Below are 23,249 nucleotides of genomic sequence, written 5' to 3'. Positions count from 1 at the left end.
CCACGTCCTTGTCACGATCACTCATGGCAGGGTGCCCGGCGTGACCGGACAGACCGCCTGCCAGTGTCGACGATCCACCAACCCGGACAGGGCCGCGAGCCAGAGCCGATCGGCGGGCTCGTAGCGGACCCGACCTGCGAGGTGCCGACGGAGCACGGCGTTCTCGTGGCGCAGCACGAGCAGTTCGGCGTCCTTCGACACCTCGCTGCGGAGGAGCACCGACGGGATGGACAGCAGCTTCCGGGTCACCTTGTACAGCAGGGACACGATCACCCGGCCATGCTCCCAAAGACGGTGGTGCCCTCGCTCTACCAGCGGCGATGACTTTTCGAGCGGCACAAACCGCAACGACAACCGATCGACCACGGACAAAGATCATGGCAGAGAGCTATCAAACCCACATGAGACATGGTCTTAATAGCGCCACGCAAAGATGTTCGGCACGTTCGTCCGGACGGGGCATGGAAACAACACAATTTCGTAGTAAGATCCGACCACATGGGTGTTGTACGGTCGGAGGCACAAGAGGGTATTCGCCAGTTGGTAGACCACCCAGCCGTTCTGGCCCCACACGCTCCAGTACTGATCATTGTTATCGACATCGCAGGTGTCAATTGCGGCCCACCCGTGGATGTTCGTCAGGCAGTACACCCTGGGATAGCTGGACTCACTCAGCATGATCATGCCTGCCATCGGCCCGGTCGGCTGGACGGACCACAACCACCGCTGGCGGCTATCACTGTTGTTGCAGCTCACGAGCAACACTTTGCTGAGCGTCTCATCGCCGGCAGTGGCACTCATACACCAGCCCGGGTTACCCACGTTTTCGTAGCGCACGATTCCGTCCGCGCGTGCCGGCGTGGCACTCAGAACGACGCTCGCGATCACAACGGCGATCGCGAGGCCGAGCCTGCCGAGCTTTTCTGCCCCGTTCATAAAATCTCCTTGGGTCAGCACCTCTTGGTGAACACGAATCGCCTCCAGCAACCGCACCGCCGAGTCGGCGAGGCTCCTCGTAGGTCCGAGGAGGGGCGTACGTGACCCGGAATTCGCCAGCTTCGACCACCGAGCCGACCGCCGCCGAGTTCACTTCGTCGGTCCCGGCACACGCGACCTCCTCGGCCGCAGAAGGATCTGGTGGCCGGACGAACATCCGCTGAGGCCAGGAGCCGAACTCGGCCTCGTGCAGGGTGACGATCACGTAATCGGCTGATCCCAGCAGTTCGACAACCGCGCCGCGGAGAGACGTGCCGTCGTCGCCGGAGGTGTAGATCGTCACCTCACAGACGGAGCCAGGGTTGTCGGGTTGTTCCGGCTCGGGCGTTACCACGGGGGACACCTCTTGGTTCGACCGACGGCTGGTGCGGCCCTCCAGCGTTGCACCGCACCATCGGGATACAGGTCAGCATCGGCGGAATTCACCCGACCGCACCCTCTCCAGTCGGACCAGCCGACCTGGAGCAGCCAGCACGAATATGCGACACCGGAATACGCGGCTGTACCAGTCTCTCTGGATGGTCACGGCTGGCAACCCAGAGGAAGTCCAGGTCGGCGGAGGGCACCCACCGCCGCCTGCGCAACAGTGTGGCCAGCGCCACGCAGCCACGAACGATGCCCGTGCCTGTCCGCTCCGCCCGCCCGAACCCGCACCGGCGGCCCGATCCGTGCCCGTTTCGAGTGCCCGAATGCCCGATTGGGTCAGTTCGACCTCAGTCGCAGGACGCGGATGCGGAAGTCCGTGGCCGCCGCCAGGGCTCCCAAACAGTGCCCGATGACAGCCTCACGCGCCTCCCCACCCGCAGCGGCGCGACAATCGGTGATCAACGTCGCCGATCTGTCGTCGACATGGGCCAAGTCCACCGAGTCCGGCAAAGCAGCCTTCCTGGACTGCCACGCCTCTACCACGTGCGGGTCGACGAGACCGAGGATCCCGCCACACTCGCCAGCACTTTCGAAGAACCGCTGGTCGACCTCGACACCCCCGCCGGTCGAACGTCCCGACCGATCCCTGCCGCTCGGCTTGACCCAGTTGTGTGCACTCCCAGTCGTCGATCCCCTCCCGCAACTCACCGGTGTGTTGGCGGAGCCGTTGATCCCGAGGTTCAGGGCGCGTCCACAGGGTGGCGGGACGGCACCCGTGGACGATCGGGCGGTGTTCACCGCGATCGTCTACGCGTTGACCAGTGGGTGCGGGTGGCGGGAGTTGCCGCCGTCGTTCGGTGTCACTGTGCCGACCGCGCACCGCCGGTTCACCGAGTGGACGAAGGCGGCGTTGTGGCCGCGGCTGCACCAGGCATCCTGGACGAACTCGGCTCGCGTGGGGAGATCGACTGGTCGCGGGCGATCCTGGACGCCGCCGCAGTCCGGGCGAAAAAAGGGGCGATATGACCGGTCCGAACCCGGTCGATCGCGGCAAACCCGGCTCGAAGATCCACGTCGTGTCCGACCGGGCCGGTTTGCCGTTGGCGGTCGGGGTGTCGGCGGCCAACCTGCACGACAGCCAGGCGCTCAAGCCCATGCTGACGGCCATCCCGCGCATCCGCTCGCGGCGAGGCCCGCGCCGTTTCCGCCCTGCGAAGCTGCACGCCGACAAGGCCTACGACATCGACCACCTCCGCCGGTGGTTACGACACCGCGGCATTGTCCCGCGCATCGCCCGCAAGGGCGTCGACTCCTCCGACCGGCTTGGTCGCCACCGTTGGGTTGTGGAACGCACGATCTCCTGGCTGACCGGCTACCGGCGCCTGACCATCCGCTACGAACGCCACACCGACAACTACTGCGCCTTCGCCACTCTCGCCGCACGCCGCGGTCGTGGGTCGTGGCGGTCACGACGGTGTGCCGGACGGGAACGGGAATTCCGTGTCCGGTCGGGTAGTCCGCGGTACCGACCGACCGGGATCGGTCGGCGGAGTGGACCAGGTCATCGGCGAGGTGCGCAGACCCGCCCGCACCGCCGCGTGCACGGCGCGCGCCAGCCGTGCGCCCAGAACGGAACGCGGGCCACCGTACTCCTCCACCGGCCCCGTCGTCGGGCACAGCAGCACCGTGGCGTCAGTGGGCGTCCCGGTGCCCGGCACGCCGGCCTCCACCAGCGCTTGGACCTTGGCCTCCGCGGCCGTGGCCACGGCGTTGACCAGCGCCGCCGGCGTCAACCGCTCGGGGAACCACCCCACCACGTTGATCGTGCCCGGCCGCCACGCCAGTGTCCCGTCGCCCGCCGCCCAGGTCGGGTGGGCGCCGATGCCGGTGGTCGCGGTGACCGCCACCCCGCGGTCGGTTCTGGTCACCTCCTGGCGAACGTCCAAGGCGGTCAGCACGCCGGTGCCGTTCCCGACCAGACCGCACGCGGCGGCGAGGTCGAGCACGTCGGCGGCCGGGTCGTCGCGGTCGTAGTCCTGCGGCACGGTGGCGTTGAGCACCCACTCACGCTCGCCGATGCCGCCGCCGTGCACCGCGGACGAGATCGCCAGCCACGGCCGGTCGGTGCGCCACAGCAGCACCGGTCGGCCGTTAACCTGGCGGTGTTCCGGCTTCACGCGGCCCCGCCCGCGTCCCGGTCGAGCGCGGACAGCAGCGCGGCGGCCTCGGCCGCGACCGCCGGGTCGGCGCTGTGCGCGGCGGTGATCCGCAGCGCCCGGGCGGCGCGGGGGTCGTGGTTGCGGCCCGCGGCGATCGCCTCGCGTTCCCGGACCGAGTCGGCGCGCCGGTCGTAGTCGACGACGTCGAGCGGCAGTTCGTGCCAGTAGCGGGCCAGCGGGTCGTCCACCCCGCCGCCCGGCCAGGTCCGGTAGACCTCGTCCCACGAGTGGCCGACGTCCAGCTCGAGCGAGTCGCGGCACACCGGTTCGCGCAGCGGCTGGTATCGGCAGTCGGCGGACAGCCGGAGTCCCTGACCGGTGTTCCGGCCGCCGCCGTGCACGGTGTGCGCGGTGAACACCAGCACGTCACCCGGCCACATCGGGCCGCTGCGGACCGCGTCGACGGCGGTGTCGATCTCCCAGCCGACGATCGTGCCGGCGGACAACCGCAGTGGCAGGACGCCGTCGCGGTGGGATCCCGGTACGACCGCCAGCCCGCCCGACCGGGCCGAGACCGGGGCCAACGGGGTCCACGCGGTGAGCGTGCGCGCCGAGCCCTGCACACCGGGGTGGTCCTGGTGCCAGCCGCTCACGAACGAGCCCCCGGCGGCTTCCGGTGGCACGAGGCGCGGCACCTTGCGCGGGTGCGGGAAGACCGGTTCGCCCAGCAGGCCCTCCACCACGCCCAGCAGGGCGGGTGAGTGCATGAGGGCGTGGAACTCGCGGCGGTTCCACATCGCGCGCCGGGTGGCCTCGCGGTCCGGTTCGCCGCAGCGTGCCATCGCCTCGACGTCGACCGCCGGCAGACCGTCCTCGGCCGCTTCCGCGGCGTTCAGCCACCCGGCCGCCGCGGCGGTGGCGAGTACGAGGTCGCGCACGCGCTCCACCTCTGCTGCCGGCAGCACGCCGCGCAGGAGGAGGTAACCGTCCTCGGCCAGCCGGTCGGCCAGGCGCGGTGCGTCGTCGAGCAGGGGCGTGGAGTCGGTGTAGTCGTGGTGTTCCACAGCGGCCTCCTGTGCCTTCGGTCAGTCGCGGGAGCGGATCGGCACCACCAGCGGTCCGTCCTCGGCGTCGATGACCCGGACCCGCGCCTGGTAATGGGTGGCGATCATCGATTCGGTGATCACTTCGCGCGGCGTACCGGCCGCCACCACCCGACCGTTGACCAGCAGCACGACCCGGTCGGCGTACACGCCTGCGATCGACAGGTCGTGCATGGTCGTCAGCACGGTCAGCTCGTGGTCGCGGCGCAGGGTGTCCACGAGGTCGAGGACCTCCTGCTGGTGGCCGATGTCCAGGGCGCTGGTCGGTTCGTCGAGCAGGAGCAGCCGCGCCTCCTGAGCGAGGGCGCGGGCCAGGAACACACGTTGCAGCTCGCCGCCGGACAGCGTCGGCAGTGCGCGGTCGGCGAAGTCCAGTAGTTCCAGCCGGACCAGGACGTCGCGCACCACGTCGAGGTCGGCGGCCGACTCGCGGCCGAACCTGGGGATGTAGGGGGTGCGGCCGAGCAGGACGTAGTCGAGGACCGTGACGCCGGGCGGCACGACCGGCGACTGGACGACCAAGGCCACCACCCGGGCCCGCTCGCGGTGCCGCATCCGCCGCACGTCGCGGCCGAACAGCGCCGCGGAACCGGTCGCCGGTACCAGCCCGGTGACCGCGTTGAGCAGGGTCGACTTGCCCGCGCCGTTGGGGCCGATGACCGCCACCCACTCGCCGGCGCCGACGGTCAGGTCCACTCCGTGTAGCACGGCGTTGCCGCCCAGCTCCACCCGGAGGCCGCGGGCGTCGACCACCGGCGCGGTCACAGCCGTGTCCCCTGGCCGGTGGTGCGCAGCACCAGGACGAAGAACGGCGCGCCGAGGAACGCGGTGACCACGCCGATCGGGATCTCCGCCGGTGCTGCGGCGGTGCGCGCCAGCAGGTCGGCGAGCACCAGGAACGCGCCGCCGAACAGCATCGACAGCGGCAGGATCGTGCGGTACCCGGCGCCCGCGAGCAGGCGCACGGTGTGCGGCACGATGATCCCCAGGAACCCGATGAGCCCGGAGACCGACACCGCCGCCGCCGTACCCAGCGACGCCGCGGCGGCCAGCGCGTACCGCGTGCGCTGCGGGTCCAGCCCCAGCCCGGCTGCCTCCGAGTCGCCCACCGACAGCACGTCGAGCTGCCGCCGGTGCAGCAGCACGACCACCACCGTCACCACCGCGTAGGGCAGCACCAGCAGGACGTCGCGCCAGCCCGCCGTGCCGAGCCTGCCCAGCAGCCACGAGTAGATCTCCCGGATCGCGTCGGCGTCGCGCTGCATCAGGAACGTCTGACCGGCGGCCAGGAAGGCCGACACCGCCACGCCCGCCAGGATCAGGGTGGACGGCGAGCGGTCGCCGCCACCGCGCGCCGCGAGGAGGTAGGTCAGCGAGACGGCGGTGATCGCGCCGACGAATGCGGCGAGCGGGGCGGCCAGGGGCAACGCGGCGGTGGCGTCGGCGCTCGCACCGCGGCGCAGCGTGATCACCGCCGTGACGCCGAGGCCCGCTCCCGCCGCCACGCCCAACAGGTGCGGGTCTGCCAGCGGGTTGCGGAACACGCCCTGGTAGCAGCCGCCAGCCAGGGCGAGCAGCCCGCCGACCAGTAGGCCCAGCACGACCCTGGGCAGGCGCAGCTGCACCAGCAGCGCCCGTTCCCGTTCCGACAGCCCGCTGTCCAAGTCGATTCCGGGGAGCAGGTCGAACAGCTCGGCCGCGACAGCGGGCAGGGGGAGCGCCACCGGTCCGCTGCTCACGCCCACGACCGTCGCGACGAGCACCGACAGCAGGCCGATCCCCAGCCACACCGGCCGCAGCCGGGCGGGTCGCAGCACCGGGTCGGACGCCCGCCGCGCCGGTGTGCCGACCCCGGCGGGTCTCACCACGGCGGACGGTCCTTCACCCGACCTCGCCCGCCGCGTCCGCGATGGTCCGGACCAGCTCCACCACGCGCGGTCCCCAGCGCGACGCGATGTCGTCGTCCAGGGCCACGATGCGGTTGGTGCGCACCGCCGTGATGCCGCTCCAGCCCGGCCGCGCCTTCACGGTGTCCGCACTCTGCCCGCAGCACTTGGTGTCGGCGAGAAAGATCAGGTCCGGGTCGGCGTCGATCAGGAACTCGGCGGACAGTTGCGGATACCCCGCGTTCGTGCCTTGGAGGCCGGCCCGGTCGGCCACGTTGACCAGGCCGAGGCGGTCGAACAGCGCCCCGATGAACGTCGTGCCGGTCACCGTGTAGAGCGACTGGTCCAGTTCGTAGTAGTAGGTCGGTTCCTCCTTCCGCTCCGGCACGTCCGCCACGATCCCGGCGATGTCGTCGCGCATCCTGGTCACGACGTTGCCCGCCTCGGCGGCGTGCCCGGTCAGCCGGCCCAGGTCGTCGAGCTGCGTGTATGAGTCGTCCAGGGTCCGCGCCGGGCCCGCCTGGTACACCGGGATGCCCAGGGTGTCGAGCTGGTTCGCGATCTGGTTGATGTCGCTGGAGATCACGACCAGGTCCGGCTCGTGGGCGGCGATGGCCTCGGCGTTGGGCTGGAACCCGGACAGGTCGGACCGGGGCGCCTCGGGGGGATGGGTCGACTGGTCGTCCACCGCGACCACCTGCCCGCCCGCGCCGATGGCGAAGAGCATCTCGGTGGCGGTCGGGGCGAGCACCACGATCCGCGAGGGCCGCTCGTCCAGCGTCAGCGGGCCGACGGTGACCGGGAACCCCGCCGTGTCGTCGGGTCTCGGGGTCTCGGGGGCGGGCGTACCGCAGGAGCCGATCAGGACCCCCACCACGAGCACGGCCGCGACCCGAACGCGCAAGATCACCGGCACCTGGCCACCTCCCGGTTCGGACCTTACCGACCTGGACCGGCCCCGGAATGGGCCGTCCGACGTAGTCTCATGCGACCCGGGGCGGGATATTCCCCCTTGCAGGGAAAGGAAGTTCAGTCGCGCAGCTGGCGTCCGGTGAGGGTGACGAACACGTCCTCCAACGTGGCCTGCCGCGTGGTGATGCCGCCGATGCGGAAATCCGCCGACGCGGCCCGCGCGAACAGGGCCTCGACCGTCGTGTGGACCTCGGTCACGGTGAGCGCGTAGCCGTCGTCGAGCCGCTGCACCGATTGCACGCCGGGCAAGGCGGTGAAATCGTGCTCGCCGTCGACCGCGAACTCCACCACCCCGGTGCCGCCCAGCTCGGCGATCAGCGCCGCGGGCGTGCCCTGGGCGATCACTCGGCCGTGGTCGATCACCGCGACCCGGTCGCACAGCCGCTCGGCCTCGTCGATGTAGTGCGTGCTCAGCACCACGGTGCGGCCCCGCGCGCGCAGCTGCTCCAGCACCTCCCAGATCCGGCGGCGCGCCTGCGGGTCCAGCCCCGCCGTCGGCTCGTCCAGCAGCAGCAGCCGCGGGTCGCCGACCAGCGCGCAACCCACGGCGACCCGCTGCTTCTGCCCGCCGGACAGGTGCACGAACAGGGCGTCCTGCCGGTCGGCCAGGCCCAGCAGGTCGATCAGCGCGTCGACCGTCGGCCCCTGCCGGTAGAAGGAGCGGAACAGCCGGAGCAGCTCCCGCACGGTCAGGTGGTCGGGCAGGTGCGTCTCCTGCAGCGCGATGCCCACCTCGGCACGCAGCCGCTTGTCCCGACCCCACCGACCGTCGAGCACCACGACCTCGCCGCCGTCCGCGGCGAGGAGACCGGCGATGATCTCCATGGTGGTGGTCTTGCCCGCGCCGTTGGGGCCGAGCACGCCGAAGCACTCGCCCTCGCGCACGTCGAGGTCGAGACCGTCGAGCGCGGTCACGGCACCGTAGCGCTTGACCAGTTCCCGGCACCGCACCGCGAGTGACGACATGATCTCGCGACGCTACCATCGGCGGCGCCATGAACTTCCACGCATTCCAGTTCGGCCAGCTGACCCTGGCGCGGTTGCGCACCTACTACCGCGAGCCGGGCAGCGTGTTCTGGACGTTCGCCTCGCCGGTACTGCTGGCCCTGGTGCTGGGTCTGGCGTTCCGTGACGTCGGCTCCGGCTCCGGTCGCGACGAGGACTACGTCCACTTCCTGATCCCCGGCCTGATCGGCATGGGCCTGATGACCAGTGGGCTGTGGGGCGTGGGCTACTCCGTCGCCGACCTGCGCATCCGCAAGCTGGTCAAGCGGATGGTCGCCACGCCGATGCACAAATCGGCGTTCCTGTTCAGCTTCGTCGTGGTGCGCGCCCTGGTGATGCTGCTGGAGCTGCCGATCCTGCTGGCGTTCGGCGTCCTGGTGTTCGACCTCCCCGTCCGCGGGTCGCTGGTGCTGCTGGTCGCGGTGACGGCGCTCGGCGCGCTCGTGTTCGCAGGCATCGGCCTGCTCGTCGCGGCACGCGTCCGGAGCCTCCAGACGGTCAGCGGCCTGCTCAGCTCCGCCACCATGCCGATGTACCTGGGCTCCGGTGTGTTCTTCCCGTCCACCCGCTACCCGGAGGCCCTCCAACCGCTGCTGGAGTTGCTGCCGCTGACGACGGTCAACGACGTGCTGCGGGCAGTCGTGATCGAGGGTGCCGGCCCGTCCGCCATCGCCGGCGGCGTGGCGGTGATGCTGGTGTGGGTGGTGGGCAGCTTCACGGTGGCGACGCTGATCTTCCGCTGGTCGGGCTGACCGGCGAGGTCCTCACTCGTGCGGCTTGAGGTGGCAGCCGCGCTCCACGTGCACCACCTCGCCGGTGCGGTCGAGTTCGAGCATCCGGCGGTGGTAGGACAGCACCCGGTCGTAGTCGACGCCGAGCAGCGGGCCGTGACCCCTGGTCCGGATCTGGTCCGCGGTCCACGACCGGTAGTGGCCGGGGTCGCGCAGCAGCCCTTCGTCGAGGCAGCGCCGGTACGTGTCGGTGCCCGGCAGGGGGGTGAGAATATTCGGGTTCGGGCTGTGCGGCCGGGTCTCGGCCAGGAACTCCATGGTCAGCTCGTAGTCCTCGGTGGTCTCACCGGGCACGCCCAGCAGGAGGTTGGCGCCGAAGCGGATGCCGTGCTCGGCGCACAGCTCGGTGGCCCGGAGCTGCGTGCGCGCGTTCCCCGGCTTGCGCAGCGCGCGCAGCAACCTGGGCGAGGCGGTCTCGAAACCGAACCACACCAGGCAGTTCGCACCGGCCAGCGCCTCGGCCACGGCCGGGGTGAAGTGCGTCGAAGTGCAGTTGAAGCTGAACTCCACATCGGGCAGGTCGGTCTTCATGAACTCGGCGAATCGCGCGAAGTCCGGGTAGGCGGGCGCGATGGAGTCGACCAGGATGACGTAGTTCGTGTCGTAGCGGTCGACGAAGTACCGCACCTCCGCGACCACGTCGGCCAACGGCCTGGCGCGGCCCGCCTTGGGGGCGAACCAGTCGTTCTGGATGGTGCAGTACCGGCAGTGGAACGGGCAACCGCGCCCCAGCTCCAGGTAGATCGACCGGAACTCGCGGGTGGCCGGGAAGCGCTCGGCGGACAGGCCGTGCAGCGCGCCCACGTCGACCAGGCCGTCGTCGCGGCTCGCCAGCTCGGCCACCGCCTCCGCGGTCAGCCCGGTCAGGCTCGCCGCCCGCGACGTCGACACGAAGGAGGGCGGGCGGTACACGTCCCGGTAGGCGGCGTCGTCGCGCGGCTGTGGGTAGTCCAGCAGGTCGAACGGCTCACCCTGGAGGACCTGCTCCTCCGGGCGGCGCCCCCGCTCGATGTCCGTGACGAGGCGGGGCAGGGTGCGCTCGCCCTCACCACGCACGACGTGGTCGAACAACCCGCTGTCCACGAGTTCCCCGGGTAACACGGTGGGGTGTGCCCCGCCGCCGATGGTGATCCGGCCCTGCTCGCGGCACAGCGCGGCTACCTCGAACGCCTCGTCACGCGAGTGGGACATGAAGCTGATCGCCACGACGTCCCCGCTCGTCGCGGCGAGCTCGTCGGCCAGAGGCGCCTCGCACAGCCGGGTGTCCAGCAGTTCCACCTCGTGCCCGGCAGCGGTCAGGCAGGAGGCCAACAGCGGTGTGGTCAGCGGTGCGGTCCACAGCGGGAAACCGACCTGCTCGGGTTCGGCGACGAACGCCAAGGTCACCTTCACGACTTCCTCCCAGAAGCGACTCGTCGTTTCTCCCGCCACCGTTCGCGCGGCCGGAGAACTCGTTGAACTGGTAGGGCACTCCACGCTCAACGGCTACCACCGGCCTGCCGGCCGCGGACACGCCACGAGGTGGCGCGCGCCCCGAGTCGGGGGGAGAGCACTGGAGATCGGCGGCGGCGTCGGAGGGATCTGCCCTGCGCCACCTGCCCTGCCCACTCGGCTCCAGCAACCTGCAATCACTACCACACGGTCGTGACTCTCCTCCATGCAAAGAGAGCGGCTACCGCATGAGCAGGCGTCGACACCACGGCGCGGTGGTCCTTAACCTCCGGACCGCGGGTTCGGCGATGCCGGTGATCGGCCGTGCTCCGATCCGGGGAATGCGGGGTCGTGGGATCCCGGACAGACACCGGGCAGGTGCCAACCCTGGCTCACCAGCTGTGCAGCGGGTAGTAGCCGGTCGCGTTGCCGAGCAGTCGATCAACTTCGCTGCCGTAGTCATAGCGGCGACACCGGTCCAGCAGACCTATCGGTGGGTCAGGAGCGCCTTCGTTCAGCCAAAGAGCGACTTCCATGCGCACGGCGCTGTGGCGCCACTTGCCCGTACGGAACCGGTCCCTCGCCTCGCGGAGCAGGCGCCCAGCGTCCCCGTCGCCTCCGTCCCGTGCGATTTCGGCTCGGACCGCCAGGAGGTGTGGTGTCATGTACGGGATGGCGATCCCGAAGTTCGGATCGGTGATACGCGCCTCCAAAGCATCGATGCGTCGGAGGGCTTCGTCGGGCCGACCTTGGGCGCGGGACAGTTCGGCGTGTTCCCATTCCAGTCGCACCTCGCACACCGTCATTGGCGCCCCGTGGGCACGGATCCCGTCACGGCAGGCGACCAGATGCCGCGAGGCGGCAACCTGGTCGGTCGCTTTCAGATAACTGGCCAGGGCGACGTCGGACCAGGCAGCGGCCTGGTGGTTGCCGGTGTGGACGGCCGCGTCGCGGCAGGCGCGCAGATCCTCAAGACCCTCATCTGAACGCCCTGTGGAGCACAGCACCAGGCTGCGGTAGAAGTTGCCCCATACACGGGTCTGCGGCCGGCTGTAGAGGGTGTTGTCGTCCATCGTCTTCGCCAACCGGCGCAGCGCTTGGACGTAGTGGCCCCGGCTGTGCAGCACGTCGCTGCCGAAGATCAAGGCGGTGACCCGGCCGTCGAGGTCGTCGTTGCGGCGGGCGAGTTCGGCCGATTCGCGGTAGTCGCGCGCCGCCACGTCCTCCTGGTCGGTCATGACGTGGATACGTCCCCGGAGATTGGTGATGCGGGTCAGCAGCCTGCGTCGCACGCGCGTGTCTGACACCCGGTTCGCCGCCTTGGCAGCTCGTTCCAACTCGTCCAAGGCCGTGGTGTAGTCGGTACCGTTGGCGTTGACATGCGCGCGTCCCAGCAAGGCCGAGGAAAGCAGGGCAGGCTCGACGGCCAGCGACACCGCGCGTGCGTACCGGTGCAAGGCTTCCGGCCTGCGTTGGACGACTTCGGCCGTCGCCGCCAGGCGCAGGTGCACGCGTGGGTCCGCCGGCCACGACCGTAGGCACCTTTTCAAGCCGTCGTACGCGTGTTCGGCTTCGTTGCTGTGGACGAGCACACGAGCGATTGCGAGCCGCCGGTCACGCAGCGGAATTGCGTCGAACGCCGCCTCGGCCGCTGCCGACAGCGCGGGCGTGTACGTCGAGGGCGGCGCAGGCAGCGTCGACCTCGTGTCGTCGGCGAGCGGACAGTCGCTCGTACAGCCATTGCGGCGGGTCGGGGTGGTCGATCACGCGCATGCGCATCCGGAGTTCGTCCTTCAGCCGCTGGGCTTCGGGAGAGAGCGGGACCGGCCCGTTGCCCCCTTGGAACTGCAGCCAGGTGATCCGGGCGGCGTCGTACAGGTACGGCATCACATCACGATCACGTCCGCTGTAACCGATCACGATCACGTGGCGTCCAGCCACCAGCGACCTGAAGCGCGTGGAGATCGCCCGGGGCAGTCCTTCGACGTACTGGCTGAGCATCGTCACCACGGAATCCACATCCGAGGCCAACCCGTGCAGGTGCAGCACGTCGGCTGGTCGACCATGCGGCGCCGCCAGTTCGATCAATTCGTCCTGGTTGGTGGTGACGACCGGAACGCCGAGCCGCGCCAGCACGTGGTGCGGTCGGGTGGACCGTGCGCCCACCAACATCGAGTAGACACCCGCCAGCGTCCTCGCAGGCACCTCGCGGGCCATCAAATCCAACGCGACTTCCAACCGCAACGGATCGTCGGACTCGCGTTTGCCGAACTGCCGCACGACCGATTCCATCGCGGCCCGCCGATAGGCACCGCTGCCCTTGGCCACCCACTCGAACGCCAGTACGGCCAACCGCTGCCCATCAGGAAGACCCGACCACCGGGATACACCGGCACCACACAACACCGTCGCACGAGCAGGCAGACGCGGCACTACCGCACTATGCACCCACCTACTGATCGCCGCAGTTCCCCGACACGCGTGGAACCACCTGAGTTGCGGTCACGGTTCGTAAGAGAACTTCCGATCCTGACCTTCGACCGGCTCGCCGGGCACTCGCCACCTGACCTTCGTACGTCGCAACTCATCGTGAACCGGCGGTCGACAGCGCGGCGCGGGGGACCGACAACCTCCCAGCTTAGTCACCGATATCGACGTGACACCCGATTCACCCGAATGGGTGTTCTCGGTGTTGCCCCCGAACCGCCGTTCGTGCAACGACTGGGCGGGTGGTTCCTCCAACGGGTGCTGGCCCAACTGCGCGACCGGTCGACGGAGCCGGTGGCCGGTCTGGAGTTCGACGAGGTGTTCAGCGAACGCCGTGACGAGTTCCGACCCGACAACCTGCCCATCGACACCGACATCGCCGAGTTGGACGGGACCGGCCTGGAGCACGGTGACAAGACCTTCGTCCATCAGCTGCGCCTGCTGGGAGTGGGCGACAATCGTGTTCGTCGCGCGGTGCGGGACTACCTGCGCGCCTTCACACAACGGTCACGGTGGTCCAACGACAACCTGCTGCGGCCGGGCGAGTTGGGCAAGTACGAACGTCGCCTGGTCGACGAATGGGAAACCCACTTCGACATCATGTCCGACGAGCTGGGCGAACAGGCCGCCGAGGCGGACAAGCTCCGCGAGGCGAAGGCGATCTACCGTTGGGTGGAGCAGGAAGCCCGGTTCGCGATCCGGCCGGGTTGTGGAGGCCGCAGATGCCAGGGCACCTGACGGGAACACCCGACCTCGAAGTACTCCCCCATGATCCTGCCGTGCCCGCCGGTGAACCGGCGGGAGACATCCAGCTGCCACGCCCGCGAGGTGCGCGGGTCCTGGTGTTCATGGGTAGAAGCGCGACCGTAGAATAGGAAGCGCAGACTTACGGCCGGAGCGGCGTCCAGGGCAGGGATACCCGGTGGGATGGTCGCGGTGATCCACTCGGCGAGCGTGGTCGGGCGTGGCAGGTCGGACACCGTCATGCTTGGTCCTCGACGTCGGAACGGGGATGACGGCGAGGGTGCTCAACGTGACCGTCGTCGGCGTGACCGCGGACACCTGCGTCACCGCGTGGCCCTCCTGCGCCCGCGTGAATTCGCCGAAAGGTGGTGTGCCGTCGGGATTTGAGCTGTAGCGTCCCGCGCGGGTCGGGGGATCCGTGACCTGTGGGGGTGTTCGATGCGGTTCCTCACCGCTGTTCTGTCGGCGGCTGCCCTGGTGGCGGTCGTTCCGGCCGGTTTCCCCGCGGTGGCTCAGGCACAGGCCGCCGCGGGGTCGACTTACACGGCGTTGTCGCCGACCCGGGTGCTGGACACCCGTTCGGGGGGTGGGCCGATCGGGACCGCAGGCACGATCTCCCTCGACCTGGCCGGGCGGGTGCCTGCGTCGGCCACGGCGGTGGTGTTCAACCTGACCGGCACCGAGCCGACCGCGAACACCTACGTCACGGTCTCGCCGCACGGCCAGGCCCGGCCGGCGGTGTCGAACCTCAACCTCCGGGCGGGCGAGACGCGGGCGAACGCGGTGACGGTGGCGGTCGGGGCGGACCGCGTGGTCGACCTGTACAACAACGCGGGCAGCACGCACGTCATCGCCGACCTGGCCGGGTACTACGCGACCTCGGGCGGGTCGAAGTTCATCCCGGTGCGGGCGTCCCGTGAGATGGACGAGTACCGCGGCGGGCGCGTCGGGCCGGGGGGCACGACGACGCTGGACCTGTCGCGGACCGTGCCCGCCTCGGCGACCGCGGTTGTGCTCAACGTGACGGCCGCCCGCGCCACCGCGAACACGTACGTCACGGCGTGGCCCGCGGGCACCGCCCGGCCGACCGCCTCGACGGTCAACGTGCCGATCGGCGGCACCAACCCGAACCTCACGACCGTCGCGCTGGGCGCGGGACGGCTGGTGAACCTGTACAACAACGCCGGTGAGCTCGTCCTGGTCGTCGACATCCAGGGGTTCTACACGCCGGAGTACGGAGCGGTGTTCACCCCGATCGCACCGCGGCGGATCTTCGACACCCGCAACGGCACCGGGAACCCCAACCAGAACTCCACGCCCATCGGGCCGCAGCGGTCCCGGGGTGTCAGGCCCGACGCGGCGGTGCCGGCGGAGGCCATCGGCGCCGTGGTCAACATGACCGGGATCGCACCGACGGCAGACACGCACGTCACGGCCTGGCAGCTCGACCGCGATCGCCCGGAGACGTCCAACCTGAACCTGGCGCGCGGCCAGACGGCGGCGAACCTCGCCGTGGTCGTGATCCAGTCCGACGTCCACGAGTCGCGCTTCTACACCTACAACAACGCGGGCGAGACCCACGTCGCCATCGACCTGGCCGGGTACTTCTCGGTGCCGCCCGTGCCGTGCCTCCGCGACTGCGCCTACGTGTGGGGCGGTAACTACGGGCGGCTCGGCAACGGGACGACGACGTCCTCGTCGTTGCCGAAGCCGCTGCACGGGTTGTCCGGCGTGGTGTCGCTGACGTCGAACACCGCGGCGCTGGCCGACGGCTCGGTGTGGGTTTGGGGCGGCAATGGCCCGTACTTCGGTGAAGCCTGGTACGCCTCCGCCGCCGTCCCGATCCCGGTGCGGGTGGCCGGGCTCACCGGGGCCGTCGCGGTCGCCGACGCGTTGGCCGGCAACCACTACGCGTTGCGGGGCGACGGGACCGTCTGGTCCTGGGGCAGCGACGGCTCCGGCGCGCGGGGCCTCGGCGTGGGCGCCCACCCGGTGGAACCCCGGCAGATCCCCGGGCTCACGGGTGTTACCGCCATCGCGGGCGGTTGGGAAACCGGATACGCGTTGCGCAACGACGGCACGGTCTGGGCCTGGGGTTGGAACCACCGGGGCCAGCTCGGCACCGGGTCCACCTCCGAGTCGTCGAGCGTGCCGACCAGGGTCAGCGGGCTCACCGGTGTCGTCAAGATCGCCGCGGATGGGACGACCGCGTTCGCCGTCACCGCGGACGGCACCGCGTGGGCGTGGGGCGACAACTACGAAGGCGCCCTCGGCAACGGCACGACCGGCGACTTCTCCCGGGTCCCGGTGCGCGTCTCCGGGTTGACCGGGGTGGTCGAGATCGACGGTGACAACTACAACGGCTACGCCGTGCGCAGCGACGGCACGGTCTGGTCGTGGGGCGACGGCTCGTTCGGCGCGCTCGGCGACGGGAGCGACTGCTTCGACTGCGTCAAGAACGTGCCGGTGCGCGTTGACGGCATCACCGGCGCGGTCGACGTCGTCAGCCACACCTACGGCGGGCAGGTGCTCGACGCCTCGGGTCGGCTCTGGATGTGGGGTTCGAACTCCAGCGGCGACCTCGGCACCCCGCCCAGCGGCATTCCCGCGCTGCGGCCCGTCCAGGGCCCGGACCTCGGCACCGTCACCGCACTGGGCGACGGTGGGCAGGCGCTGGTGCCGAACCCGTGAGAACCGGGTGGGCGCCGGCGATCACCGGCGCCCACCCGCCTCTTCCGCGTGAACGCCCAGGAACCGCGTCGCGCAGCCGTCGTGCGTCGGTAGCCGGCAGCTAAGCACCCGATCAGAAGTCTTGTCCGTAACCTTCGGGGAGCCAGGGTGACGTCCAGGGTGCGGCGGTGGTGACCATCTGGCGGTTGGTGCGGTCGCGAAAGTAGGCGTGGGTCTGGCGGACGCGATCGTCCATGGTGGCGGGTGCGGTATTGGCGGTCCAGTGTTTGAGGCCGGTCCACACGCGTTCGACGGGATTGCCCTGCGGGCTGTATTTCGCGCCCTCGACCAACATGAGGCGGGGTGTTTCGCGAGCCTGATCCTCCCCTGGTTGTACGGAGTCGGGTTACTGGATGATCACTCGTCTCAGTAGCCCGGAGGACAACCCGCGATGCCCAAGAGGTACCCATCCGAGTTCCGTCGCAAGGTGCTCGACCTGGTCGCGTCCGGTCGCCGTGTCGCGCAGGTCGCGGCGGATCTCGACATCAGCGAGCAGGTGATCTACACCTGGCGCCGCCAGGAGCTCGTCGATACAGGGCAACTACCCGGGACGACCAGCGCCGACAACGCCGAACTGGTCGCCGCGCGTCGTCGGATCACCGAACTCGAGGCCGAGGTCGCCGTCCACCGCCGTGCCGCCGAACTGCTCAAGGAGAGCAGCACCCCAAAAGACGCTACGAGGCGGTCACGGTGATCGCCTCGGAAGGGCGGGCGCTCCAGCCGGCCTGCCGAGGGCTCGGAGTGTCCGCGTCCGGCTACCACGACTGGCGAGGCCGCGCGCCGTCGCCGCGGGCGGTCCGCCAGGCGTGGTTGACCGATCTGATCCGCGAGATCCACGTCGAGTCGTTCCAGGTCTACGGCGCTCCGCGGGTGCATGCCGAGCTCACCCTCGGCCGCGGGATCGTCGTCGGGCACAACACGGTCGGGCTTCTCATGCGCCGCAGCGGGATCAAGGGTCTGCCCCACCGGCGCAGACCACGGCCGAAACATGACACGCCCACCGCGGTGGACCTGGTCGACCGAGACTTCGTCCGAACCGCACCGAATCAGTTGTGGGTCACCGACATCACCGAACACCCCACCCGTGAAGGCAAGGTGTACTGCGCGGTCGTGCTCGACGTGCACTCCCGCCGCGTCGTCGGCTGGTCGATCGACTCCGGTCAGACCGCCGCCTTGGCGACGAACGCGCTCGGCATGGCCATCTCGAACCGGTCCCCGCTGTCGAACACAGTGATCCACTCGGATCACGGCGTCCAGTTCATATCATGGACTTTCACCAGGCGTGACAAGGAATCCGGGCTTCTACCGTCGATGGCTTGATCGGCGATTGCTTCGATAATGCCATGATCGAATCGTTCTGGGGACGAGTGCAGACCGAGCTGCTCGACCGTCAGCGGTGGCGAGCCCGCCTCGAGTCGGCCAACGCCCTGTTCGAGTACCTCGAGATGTTCCACAACCGCCGCCGACGCCACACCGCACTCGGGATGCTCACCCCGATTGAGTACGAACTCCTACACGCCAGGATCGCTCCAGTAGCCTGAACTCCAGTAACCCGACTCCGCGCAACGGGGTGAGGATCATCCGAGATCAGGGGACGCGGGCGCGGGCATCGCCCGTCACCTCGACCAACAGGGCGTGCCCAGTCCATCGCACGCGACGCGGTCGAGGCGTGTGCGGACCTGGTGGAGGCTGTGGTCGATGTGCACGCGGTCGGCTGGCCGGGAGCTGGACCCGCCGCTGACCTCGGGCGGTGACGTCACGGCGGCGTTGCGCAAGGGCACCTGAGGTTCACGGGCACAGGTGCTGGTTCGGCCAGGACGGCGCGTACCGCCGCCACTCCTCGTCGGTGAGGTTGGCGCTGGTCGCGGCGCAGACCAGGGCCGCGGCCCGGGTCACGTCGGTGCTCCAGCGCAGGACGTTGCCGGTCACGCCACCAGTCACCAGGCCGTCGGGGGTGAACGCCACGCCGGCCAGGCCGGAGGTCGCGCTGAACGTCGTCATCGAGCGGGTTTCCAGCTCCCACAGGCGGGTCGTCTTGTCCAGGCCGGTGGTGGCGAGGTGGCGGCCGTCCGGGCTGAAGGCGGCCTTGAGGACTTCACCCGTGTGCCCCAAGAGGACGGTCGTCTGGGCGCGGGTGGCTGTGTCCCAGAGGCGGACGGTCTTGTCGTCGCCCACACTGGCCAGCTTGGTGCCGTCCGGGCTGAACACGACATCACGCACCACGCTGGTGTGGCCCGTCAGCGGCTCGCCAAGCGGGGTGCGGGTCCGCACGTCCCACAGGCGCACGGTCTTGTCGTGGGCGGCGGTGGCCAGGGTGCGGCCGTCGGGGCTGAAGGCGACACCGGTGACGGAGTTGGTGTGGCCGGTGAGCGGAGCGCCGAGCTGGGTGTGGGTCGTCGGGTCCCACAGGCGGACCGTGGTGTCCATGCCGGCGGTGGCGATCAGGGTCCCGTCGGGGTTGAAGGTCACGCCGCGGACCCAGCCGGTGTGGCCGGCGAGCGGGGTTCCCACCTGGGTGTGGGTCGTCGGGTCCCACAGGCGGAGGGTGCCGTCCCAGCCGCCGGTCGCCAGGAGCCCGCCGGTCGGGCTGAACGCCAGGGCGCGGACCTCGGCGGTGTGGCCGGCGAGCGGGGTGCCGACCGGTCGGTGGCCCGGGAGCTCCCACAAGCGTGCGGTCCGGTCGTCGGAGGCGGTGCCGAGGAGCGAGCCGTCGGGACTGGGCGCCACGCCGTAGACGGCGTCGGTGTGGGCGGGCAGCACGGTGGTCCGCAGCGACCACACGAGCGCGTTGCCGTCCGAGTCGCCGCCGGCGAGCGCGGTGCCGTCGGGGGTGAAGGAGACGTTCAGGACGCTGCTGGTCGAGCCGGTGAGCGGGGTGCCGAGCGGCCGTCTGGTGGCCACGTCCCACAGGCGGACCGTCTTGTCCCAGCCGCTGCTGGCCAGGGTGCTCCCGTCGGGGCTGAACGCGACGCCGTGAGTGACGTTGGTGTGCCCGGTGAGGGGGTCGCCGACCGGGGCGCGGGTCGCGACGTCCCACAGCCGCACCGCCTTGTCGCCGCTGGTCGTGGCCAGGAGGCGGCCGTCCGGGCTGAACGCGACGCCGTAGGTGACGTTGGTGTGCCCGGTCAGGGGGTTCCCGACCGGGGCGAGGGTGGCGAGGTCCCACAGCCGCACCGCCTTGTCGTTGCCGGCGGTGGCGGCCAGGGTGCCGGCGGGGTTGGTGGTGACGGCGGTGATCGCCCCGTCGTGTCCGGTCAGCGGGGCGCCGAGCGGTTGCCGGGTGGTGGCGTCCCAGACCCGCAGGGTGCCGTCGGCGCCGCCGCTGAGCACCAGGCGGCCGTCCGGGGTGAACGCCACTCCGGTGACGACGCCCGTGTGGCCGGTGAGCGGGCCGCCGACCGGTCGGCGACCGGCGACGTCCCAGAAGCGCAGCGCGCCGTCGGTGGACGCGGTCACCAGCGTGGTCCCGTCCGGGCTGAACGCCGCACCGTTGACCATGTCGGTGTGGCCGGTGAGCGTCTCGCCCAGGGGCGTGCGGGTCGCGGCGTCCCACAGCCGCACGGCACCGCCGTCGCCGGCGGTGGCCATGACCCGGCCGTCGGGGCTGAACTCGACGTCCCGGACCTCGCCGACGTGGCCGGCCAGCCGGGCGGGCAGGGCGGTCGCCTGGGTGCTGAGCAGGCTGTCGCGGGTGGCCGGGACGTCCGGGGCGATGCGCCACGCGGCCAGGCTGAGCTGGGCGGCGCGCAGCGGATCGACCTCGCGCGACGCGGTCGCCTCGGCGACGAGCTGGCGCGCCACCGCGATCCGGTGCGCTTCGCGGGCGTCGTTGCGCTGGAGGACGGTGATCACGGTGGCCACGGCCAGCAGTGTCACCACCGCCGCGGTCACGACCCGCAGCCGCGCGGCCCGCCGTCGCCGCGCCCGGACCTGCTGGTCGCGCAGGCGGATCGCCACGTCGAGGAACTCGCGTTCGTCGGCGTTGAGGGTCGCGGCGCGGTGCGGCTGCTCGGCCCACATCCGGGCCTGGTCGAGCTGGGCGGCGCGGTAGAGCAGGTCCGGGTCCCGGCCCGCGGCCTGCCAGGTGCGGGTCGCCTCGGTGATCCGGCGGTGCACCACGATGCCGTCGCGGTCGTCGGTCAGCCAGCGCCGCAACCGGGGCCAGGCGCGGATCAGCGCCTCGTGCGAGACCTCGACGCTCTCCTCGCCGATCACCACCAGCCGGTCGGCGGCCAGCCGGTCCAGCACGCGGGTGACCGTCGCGGAGTCGGCGATCGTGGCCAGTTCCGCGTGCGCGGCCCGGCAGCGGCCACTCGTCCTGGCTCTACTCCGTCGAACTCGGCCTCTACGTGTCGGTGCAGCTCGACTACACCGGGACCTACCACGCGAGCCTGCGCGCCCGGCTCACCGAGGTGGGTCCCTGGGAGTGGTTCACCTGGTGACGGACTGCGGGTGAACCGAGCTGGGCTCCGTGGCCGTGGAGCCCAGCTCGGCGCGGGTGCCCATGCTCGAGCGGATCCGGCGCTCATTGCGTGATCAACTCTATGGCACCTGCTGAGACACCAGGCTCAACATTGATGATCATGGTCGGTTTGCGCCCTGATGACGGGCCAAGGCTCAGGACGCGGTGAACAGCACGTCGAGGAGGCGGACCGCGGGGTCGTCAACCCGGAACCCGGGCCTATAGAACACCCCGGTCGAACAATGATCGGTAGAACGCCAGGTGGCGTTGGGCGGCCTGGCCCCACGTGTGGCGGTCCGCCAGCGCCCTGCCGGCCTCGGTGAACGCACCACCGTCGACCAAAGCCTCGGCCATCGCCGCCGCGAACTGCGCCGGCGTGACGGCGAAACGCGCGGCGCCGTCGAACACCTCCCGCAGCACCGGCAGGTCACGCGCCACCAACGGCACACCGGCGGCCAACGCCTCCATCGCCGCCAGCCCGAACCCCTCCTTCGTGGAGGGGAAGGCGAACACCGCCGCCGAGGCCACCAACGACGGCAGAGCATCGTGGTCCACCGGCCCGAGCACGACCGGCTCCACCTCCAACTCGCGCGCCCGTTCCTCCCAGCGAGCACGGTAGTCGCGGTAGTCGAACAACGTCTCCCCACCCGCCACCACCAACCGCACATCGGGGTGTCGAGCCCGCAACAAGGCACAAGCATCCAGCAGCTCGATCGACCCCTTGCGCGGCTCGATCCCACCCACCGCGAGCACGTAACGCCCCAAGTGCTCCCACCCACGCCGCTCTGCACCGGCGAACCGTGCCGCGTCCACCCCGTTGGGGATCACCTCGGCCGCGACACCCCACCCGTCCGCCAACTCCCCCGCCACCGCCCTGGACACGCACACGTGCGCGACCGGCGAGGTGATCGCCCGCTCGTGGCAAGCCGCCAGCTCCGGTGTCGTGAAGTGGTCGATGTGGTGCACCGTCCGCACGCACAAGTCCACCGCGTTGGCGCTGATGCAGTCCTGCGCGTGCACGACGTCGAACCCGGACGGGTCGAACGCCTCCCGCAGCACCGCGATAGACCGCAGGATCCGCGCGCCGACCCCCTCACCCTCGACCTCCGGGAACGGCACCACCCGCACCGCCACCCGCCGGTCCACCGGCCGGAAGAACCCGGTGTCCCCACCGCGCCCCAACGTCCACACCGTGACGTCCGCGCCGGCGGAAGCCAACGCCTCCGCCAACGCCAGGGTGTGCACCACCCCGCCGCGCGGCTTGGACGAGTAGGTCAGCAGCGCGACCTTCACGCGTACGCCGCCGGTTTCCGCTCGGCCAGGTGGCTCAGGACCCGCCGCGCCTTGGCGATCTCGGCCGTCGGATCGATCTCCGCCACCGCGATCCCGGCCTTGGACCACGTGCGCGCCAGCACCTCACCACCCGGACCGACCACCTTGGCCTGCCCGAGGAACTTCATCCCGCCCAACGCGCCGGTCTGGTTGGACGACGCCAGCACGACCTGGTTCTCCGCCGCCCGCGCGCAGTCGTACAGGTCGAACAGCCGGGACTGCCGGTCCTGCGCCATCCGCGGCGCGCGGTTGGTGATGCTGGTGGGCCACGCGGACAGGCACGCCAGGATCTCCGCCCCGTCCAGTGCCAACGACCGGGCCGCCTCCGGGAACGTCTTGTCGTAGTCGATGAGCATCCCGAGCCGGCCCACGGGGGTGTCGAACGCGGTGAACTCGTCCCCGGCCCGGTAGGCGATGGACTCGCCCGCGGGCTGGTGCACCTTCCGGTGCCTGCCGAGCACCCCGTCACCGTTGACGCACACCGCGCTGTTGTACCGGTCGTCGTCGTCCGCCTCGCAGTACCCCACGCACACCACCATCTCCGCCGCCATCCGCGCGACCTCCCCGATGAGCGGACCGTCCGGATCCAACGCCGGCGGCAGCGCGTCGGGGTCGGGGTGCCGCAGGTCGGCGAGGTAGCCGCCGAGCGCGGCGTCGGGCAGCACCAGCAGGCCGACGCCGGACCGGCGGGCGTGGTCGACGAGGGTGCCGATGCGGCGCAGGTCGAAGTCGAGGTCGCGGCCGAACGCCGCCGCCGCGGCCCCGATGCGGAGGGTGCTCACGCG

Annotated in this window: 17 protein-coding genes and 4 pseudogenes; 5 read left to right on the top strand and 16 right to left on the bottom strand. The window is 70.6% G+C overall.

Features of this window, described 5'->3' with window-relative positions; translation table 11 throughout:
* Positions 1–21: 21 nt before the first annotated feature.
* A complete protein-coding gene (locus tag ACYVLT_RS26020; RefSeq protein WP_461122828.1) occupies positions 22–273 on the bottom strand; it encodes a hypothetical protein in 252 nt (83 codons plus the stop codon).
* 141 nt (positions 274–414) lie between these two features.
* Positions 415–993, bottom strand: coding sequence for a hypothetical protein (locus ACYVLT_RS26015; RefSeq protein WP_461122827.1), 579 nt, complete (start codon positions 991–993; stop codon positions 415–417).
* Between the two features lie 1,036 nt (positions 994–2,029).
* Between ACYVLT_RS26015 and ACYVLT_RS26010 the strand changes: the two are divergent.
* A pseudogene (locus ACYVLT_RS26010) lies at positions 2,030–2,804 on the top strand (IS5 family transposase); the annotation flags it as partial.
* A 24-nt stretch (positions 2,805–2,828) separates the two neighbouring features.
* Here the strand turns inward: ACYVLT_RS26010 and ACYVLT_RS26005 are convergent.
* From ACYVLT_RS26005 to ACYVLT_RS25980, 6 genes are all read right to left on the bottom strand, one after another.
* Positions 2,829–3,503, bottom strand: coding sequence for an adenosylcobinamide amidohydrolase (locus tag ACYVLT_RS26005; RefSeq protein WP_461122826.1), 675 nt, complete (start codon positions 3,501–3,503; stop codon positions 2,829–2,831).
* A gap of 32 nt (positions 3,504–3,535) precedes the next feature.
* Positions 3,536–4,585, bottom strand: a complete 1,050-nt coding sequence (locus tag ACYVLT_RS26000; protein ID WP_461122825.1) for a phytanoyl-CoA dioxygenase family protein — start codon at positions 4,583–4,585, stop codon at positions 3,536–3,538.
* Between the two features lie 21 nt (positions 4,586–4,606).
* Positions 4,607–5,389 (bottom strand): ABC transporter ATP-binding protein, encoded by a 783-nt coding sequence (locus ACYVLT_RS25995; RefSeq protein WP_461122824.1) that lies wholly within the window; start codon positions 5,387–5,389, stop codon positions 4,607–4,609.
* Positions 5,386–6,441, bottom strand: a complete 1,056-nt coding sequence (locus tag ACYVLT_RS25990) for a FecCD family ABC transporter permease (protein ID WP_461122864.1) — start codon at positions 6,439–6,441, stop codon at positions 5,386–5,388. Before ACYVLT_RS25990 ends, ACYVLT_RS25995 begins: the two co-directional genes overlap by 4 nt.
* Positions 6,442–6,505: 64 nt before the next feature.
* Positions 6,506–7,420, bottom strand: coding sequence for an ABC transporter substrate-binding protein (locus ACYVLT_RS25985; protein ID WP_461122823.1), 915 nt, complete (start codon positions 7,418–7,420; stop codon positions 6,506–6,508).
* 119 nt (positions 7,421–7,539) lie between these two features.
* Entirely contained in the window at positions 7,540–8,448 is a 909-nt protein-coding gene (locus ACYVLT_RS25980; RefSeq protein ID WP_461122822.1) for an ABC transporter ATP-binding protein, read from the bottom strand.
* 29 nt (positions 8,449–8,477) lie between these two features.
* Here ACYVLT_RS25980 and ACYVLT_RS25975 point away from each other — a divergent pair, with 29 nt between their 5' ends.
* Positions 8,478–9,239, top strand: coding sequence for an ABC transporter permease (locus tag ACYVLT_RS25975; protein WP_461122821.1), 762 nt, complete (start codon positions 8,478–8,480; stop codon positions 9,237–9,239).
* A gap of 12 nt (positions 9,240–9,251) precedes the next feature.
* On the opposite strand, the gene ACYVLT_RS25970 is transcribed toward ACYVLT_RS25975, so the two are convergent.
* The 3 genes from ACYVLT_RS25970 to ACYVLT_RS25960 all read right to left on the bottom strand — a co-directional run bounded on the left by ACYVLT_RS25970 (position 9,252) and on the right by ACYVLT_RS25960 (position 13,061).
* Positions 9,252–10,670 (bottom strand): B12-binding domain-containing radical SAM protein, encoded by a 1,419-nt coding sequence (locus ACYVLT_RS25970; protein ID WP_461122820.1) that lies wholly within the window; start codon positions 10,668–10,670, stop codon positions 9,252–9,254.
* Between the two features lie 431 nt (positions 10,671–11,101).
* Positions 11,102–12,220, bottom strand: coding sequence for a hypothetical protein (locus ACYVLT_RS25965; RefSeq protein ID WP_461122819.1), 1,119 nt, complete (start codon positions 12,218–12,220; stop codon positions 11,102–11,104).
* A gap of 103 nt (positions 12,221–12,323) precedes the next feature.
* The gene (locus ACYVLT_RS25960) at positions 12,324–13,061 is read right to left on the bottom strand and encodes an SIR2 family protein (RefSeq protein ID WP_461122818.1); all 738 of its coding nucleotides are present in this window, start codon (positions 13,059–13,061) and stop codon (positions 12,324–12,326) included.
* A 324-nt stretch (positions 13,062–13,385) separates the two neighbouring features.
* Here ACYVLT_RS25960 and ACYVLT_RS25955 point away from each other — a divergent pair, with 324 nt between their 5' ends.
* Both ACYVLT_RS25955 and ACYVLT_RS25950 read left to right on the top strand, forming a co-directional pair.
* Positions 13,386–13,934, top strand: a complete 549-nt coding sequence (locus tag ACYVLT_RS25955; protein WP_461122817.1) for an ABC-three component system protein — start codon at positions 13,386–13,388, stop codon at positions 13,932–13,934.
* Between the two features lie 444 nt (positions 13,935–14,378).
* Positions 14,379–16,631: an RCC1 domain-containing protein gene (locus ACYVLT_RS25950; protein ID WP_461122816.1), complete on the top strand. Its 2,253-nt coding sequence runs from the start codon at positions 14,379–14,381 to the stop codon at positions 16,629–16,631.
* A 112-nt stretch (positions 16,632–16,743) separates the two neighbouring features.
* Here the strand turns inward: ACYVLT_RS25950 and ACYVLT_RS25945 are convergent.
* Positions 16,744–16,980, bottom strand: a pseudogene (locus ACYVLT_RS25945) (IS630 family transposase); the annotation flags it as partial.
* An 81-nt stretch (positions 16,981–17,061) separates the two neighbouring features.
* Between ACYVLT_RS25945 and ACYVLT_RS25940 the strand changes: the two are divergent.
* A pseudogene (locus ACYVLT_RS25940) lies at positions 17,062–18,211 on the top strand (IS3 family transposase).
* 247 nt (positions 18,212–18,458) lie between these two features.
* On the opposite strand, the gene ACYVLT_RS25935 reads toward ACYVLT_RS25940, so the two are convergent.
* The 4 genes and pseudogenes from ACYVLT_RS25935 to ACYVLT_RS25920 form a co-directional block, all read right to left on the bottom strand.
* Positions 18,459–20,690: a WD40 repeat domain-containing protein gene (locus ACYVLT_RS25935; protein WP_461122863.1), complete on the bottom strand. Its 2,232-nt coding sequence runs from the start codon at positions 20,688–20,690 to the stop codon at positions 18,459–18,461.
* 48 nt (positions 20,691–20,738) lie between these two features.
* Positions 20,739–20,972 (bottom strand): annotated as a pseudogene (locus ACYVLT_RS25930) (nSTAND1 domain-containing NTPase); the annotation flags it as partial.
* Between the two features lie 379 nt (positions 20,973–21,351).
* Positions 21,352–22,425 carry an MSMEG_0565 family glycosyltransferase gene (locus tag ACYVLT_RS25925; protein WP_461122815.1) on the bottom strand — a complete coding sequence of 358 codons (1,074 nt, stop codon included), beginning with the start codon at positions 22,423–22,425 and terminating at the stop codon, positions 21,352–21,354.
* Positions 22,422–23,246, bottom strand: coding sequence for a carbon-nitrogen hydrolase family protein (locus ACYVLT_RS25920; protein ID WP_461122814.1), 825 nt, complete (start codon positions 23,244–23,246; stop codon positions 22,422–22,424). The genes ACYVLT_RS25925 and ACYVLT_RS25920 overlap by 4 nt, the downstream gene beginning before the upstream one ends.
* Positions 23,247–23,249: the final 3 nt, after the last annotated feature.

It is taken from the genome of Saccharothrix stipae, from assembly GCF_054781895.1.
The sequence above is the reverse complement of the archived record's forward strand: the minus strand, read 5'-3'. Positions and strand labels throughout refer to the sequence as shown.

Excerpts from the sequence above, each read along its gene's own strand:
- ACYVLT_RS25975 (WP_461122821.1), top strand. The coding sequence starts at position 8,478 with ATGAACTTCCACGCATTCCAGTTCGGCCAGCTGACCCTGGCGCGGTTG.
- ACYVLT_RS25955 (WP_461122817.1), top strand. The coding sequence starts at position 13,386 with ATGGGTGTTCTCGGTGTTGCCCCCGAACCGCCGTTCGTGCAACGACTG.
- ACYVLT_RS25980 (WP_461122822.1), bottom strand. The coding sequence starts at position 8,448 with ATGTCGTCACTCGCGGTGCGGTGCCGGGAACTGGTCAAGCGCTACGGT.
- ACYVLT_RS25935 (WP_461122863.1), bottom strand. The coding sequence starts at position 20,690 with ATGTGGGCCGAGCAGCCGCACCGCGCCGCGACCCTCAACGCCGACGAA.
- ACYVLT_RS25950 (WP_461122816.1), top strand. The coding sequence starts at position 14,379 with ATGCGGTTCCTCACCGCTGTTCTGTCGGCGGCTGCCCTGGTGGCGGTC.